We start from the raw sequence: 3,268 nt of genomic DNA, 5'->3' as shown, positions 1-3,268 counted from the left end.
CGGCAGGGGCCGTCGCAAGAGCACTCACGGAATCTCAATGTCGTCGAGCTCAAGCGAAAATTCAAGCTTAAGCTACGGCGGCGATACGCACATAAGCAGAAGCGAGTCACGCTTAAGACTGGACGGCGTACAAGACAACGGTCCGGGTGAACGTACACCGGGCCGTTGAACTGAACGTTTTACTGGAGCATAGCCAGTCTGCTGAATGAATCTCATCCATTGAACTCCACAGCTTAATGAAACAAAGACAGCAAAGGTGGGTTCCAAAATCATGAAAATATTGACCGTGCTCGGCACAAGACCGGAAATTATACGGCTCAGCCTGATCATTCCGAAGCTGGACCGCTATGCAGATAAACATATGCTTGTGCATACGGGCCAAAATTACACGGAAAGCCTGAGCGGGCAATTCTTCCGTGAACTGGGTCTGCGTACCCCGGATTATGTGCTTCAGGAGAAGGCGGGGACGCTGGGCAAACAGCTGTCTGCCATGTATTCGCAGATGGAGGACATTTTAAACAAGGAACGCCCGGATTATGTGCTGCTGCTTGGTGATACAAACAGTGCTTTATGTGCTTTGCTTGCGGAACGCATGGGCTATCCGGTCGTGCATATGGAGGCAGGGAACCGCTGCTATGACCTGGATGTGCCGGAGGAGAAGAATCGCCGCGTCATTGACGCCATTTCTACGATTAATATGCCGTATACGGAGCAAAGCAAGCAGCATCTCATACGGGAGGGCTTTCCGAGTCAACGAATTGTACTGACGGGGAATCCGATCTACGAAGTGATGCAGCATTATGAGAAAGAGGTGTCTGGCAGCAACATCTTGAATAAGCTCGGACTGTCGCCGGGGGAATATTTCCTGGTTACTGCCCACAGAGCTGAAAATGTCGACCATCCGCCGCATTTGCTGGCTATTTTGGATGGTCTTAACCGGGTAGCCCGGCAATCCGGACAGCGGGTCATTTGCAGTATTCATCCTCGCACCGCCGCCCGAATTGCAAGCCATCCGCCGATCCAGCTTGATCCGCTGGTGGAATTCCACGAACCGTTCGGATTTTTTGACTTCGTGCTGCTGGAGCGACATGCCCGCTGCACTTTAACGGACAGCGGCACCGTACAGGAGGAATGCTGCATCATGGGCGTGCCGACGGTCACGATGCGCCGGACGACAGAACGACCGGAAACGGTGGATTGCGGTAGCAATATCGTATCCGGGCTGAGTGGCGAGGTTATAGCGAACGCAGTAGCCTTGATGACCGGGATGCCTCATCAATGGCAGTGTCCAGCAGGTTATCTGGCGGAGGATGTGTCGGATAAAGTAGTTAAATTTCTGCTTGGAGGGAAACGGCATGTTTGAAAACCAACGTATCTTGGTTACCGGTGGTACCGGCTCCTGGGGGCATGAACTGGTTGCCCAGCTACTGCCGCGTAACCCCAAAGAGGTCATTATCTATTCACGAGGAGAATCGAACCAGGTTGCCATGAACAGGCAGTTTGAGGATGAACGACTCAGCTTCTGTATTGGGGATATTCGGGATAAGGAAGCGCTGGTTACTGCTTGTCAGGGTGTGGACTATGTGTTTCACTTGGCGGCTCTCAAACATGTGCCTGTCTGCGAGGATCAGCCTTATGAAGCACTCAAAACCAATGTTGTGGGCACCCAAAACGTGATCGAGGCCGCTGTTGCCAATCAAGTGAAGAAAGTTATTTATATATCGACTGACAAGGCCGCAAATCCGTCCAATTTTTACGGTATGACGAAGGCGATTGGAGAAAAACTGATTGTTTACGCCAATCTGCTGAATAGTGACACACACTTCGTGACAGTGCGCGGCGGCAACGTATTGGGTACAAACGGAAGCGTGGTGCATCTGTTTCAGAGCCAGATTCGCCAAAAGGGCAAGGTTTTTATCACAGATATGAAAATGACCCGCTTTTTTCTGACCTTGCGTGATGCGATCAGTCTTCTGTTCAAAGCCTCGGTTGAAAGCATCGGTGGGGAAATTTTTATCATGACCATGCCAACTTGTCGTATTGTGGATCTGGCCGAGGTGCTCATTGAAGATTCCGGCGTGGAAAATGTAGAAATTGTAGAACAAGGTGTCCGTCCCGGCGAGAAAATCCATGAGATTTTGATGAGTGACTTTGAAAGCCTGACGACGGTTGTGTATGACGAGCAATATTTGATCATTCTCCCAACGCTGAACATTCCTCATTTAAAAGACCGCTATAATCAGTGCCCTCCGGTGTCATTCAGCAGCTTTAGCTCGGAGTTCAATCTGATGTCGAAAGAGGAAATTCGAAGCATCCTCCAGCGCGGGGGGTTCATTAAATGAAACTGCTTATTTTGGGCGGTAACGGTATGGCAGGCCATGTCCTGGTCGATTATTTTCAGAATCAGGACGGGTATAACGTCTTCTACACTACCCGTGATCCCGAAAATAAAGGCGGTTTGCTGCTGGATGTAAGGGACAGCTTTATGGTGGAGCAACTAGTGCGGAGTGTGCGGCCAGACGTCATCATTAATGCGGTGGGCGTACTGAATCAGTATGCCGGGGAGGATCAGATTGCAGCCTACCAAATCAATGGACTGCTGCCGCATCTTCTCCGACGGACGGCGGACGGCATCGGTGCCCATCTCATTCATATCAGTACGGATTGCGTATTTGAGGGAAATCGGGTGCCTGGTTTATATAAGGAAACGGATCAGACTGATGGGACAAGCGCCTATGCTGTGACGAAAATACTTGGAGAGGTAAAGGCGGCAGGCCATCTGACCATTCGGACTTCCATTGTCGGCCCGGAAATTCGGCCGGGAGGCATTGGTCTGCTGCACTGGTTCTTGCAGCAGAGCGGAGATGTTGACGGGTATCGCCGTGTCTTTTGGAACGGGGTCACAACATTGGAATTGGCTAAAGCGATACGGGTGATTATGAATGAGCCGCTGGACGGTCTCATTCATCTGGTTCACCCCGAACCGATCAGCAAGCATGATTTGCTGCTGCTGTTCAAAGACATCTGGAAGAGGGAGGATATTCGGATCGTGCCGAAAGATGAGCCGGTGCAGGATCGGACGCTTCGTTCTACCCGGGCCGATCTGCTCTACGATGTTCCTCACTACAGCATCATGCTGAAGGAGCTGCTGGAATGGACAGAAGCACAGCGGAACCGCGTCGGCCAGTCATAATCATTACCGGGGCGGCGGGCTATACCGGGATGCACGCCTGCCGCTATTTTGCAAAGCTTGGCTGGGAGGGGGCGG

Annotated in this window: 3 protein-coding genes and 1 pseudogene; all 4 read left to right on the top strand. The window is 51.5% G+C overall.

What is annotated here, in order from left to right:
• Positions 1 to 271 precede the first annotated feature (271 nt).
• The gene (gene wecB / locus WG8_RS19050; protein WP_007431860.1) at positions 272 to 1,363 is read left to right on the top strand and encodes a non-hydrolyzing UDP-N-acetylglucosamine 2-epimerase; all 1,092 of its coding nucleotides are present in this window, start codon (positions 272 to 274) and stop codon (positions 1,361 to 1,363) included.
• Positions 1,356 to 2,342 carry a polysaccharide biosynthesis protein gene (locus tag WG8_RS19045; protein WP_007431859.1) on the top strand — a complete coding sequence of 329 codons (987 nt, stop codon included), beginning with the start codon at positions 1,356 to 1,358 and terminating at the stop codon, positions 2,340 to 2,342. Before wecB ends, WG8_RS19045 begins: the two co-directional genes overlap by 8 nt.
• Positions 2,339 to 3,193, top strand: coding sequence for a dTDP-4-dehydrorhamnose reductase family protein (locus WG8_RS19040; protein WP_007431858.1), 855 nt, complete (start codon positions 2,339 to 2,341; stop codon positions 3,191 to 3,193). Before WG8_RS19045 ends, WG8_RS19040 begins: the two co-directional genes overlap by 4 nt.
• Positions 3,154 to 3,268, top strand: a pseudogene (locus WG8_RS29425) (NAD-dependent epimerase/dehydratase family protein); the annotation flags it as partial. The gene WG8_RS19040 and the pseudogene WG8_RS29425, both read left to right, overlap by 40 nt.

This window comes from Paenibacillus sp. Aloe-11 (genome assembly GCF_000245715.1).
Lineage (GTDB): Bacteria > Bacillota > Bacilli > Paenibacillales > Paenibacillaceae > Paenibacillus > Paenibacillus kribbensis.
This window is presented reverse-complemented; position numbering and strand designations above follow the sequence as displayed.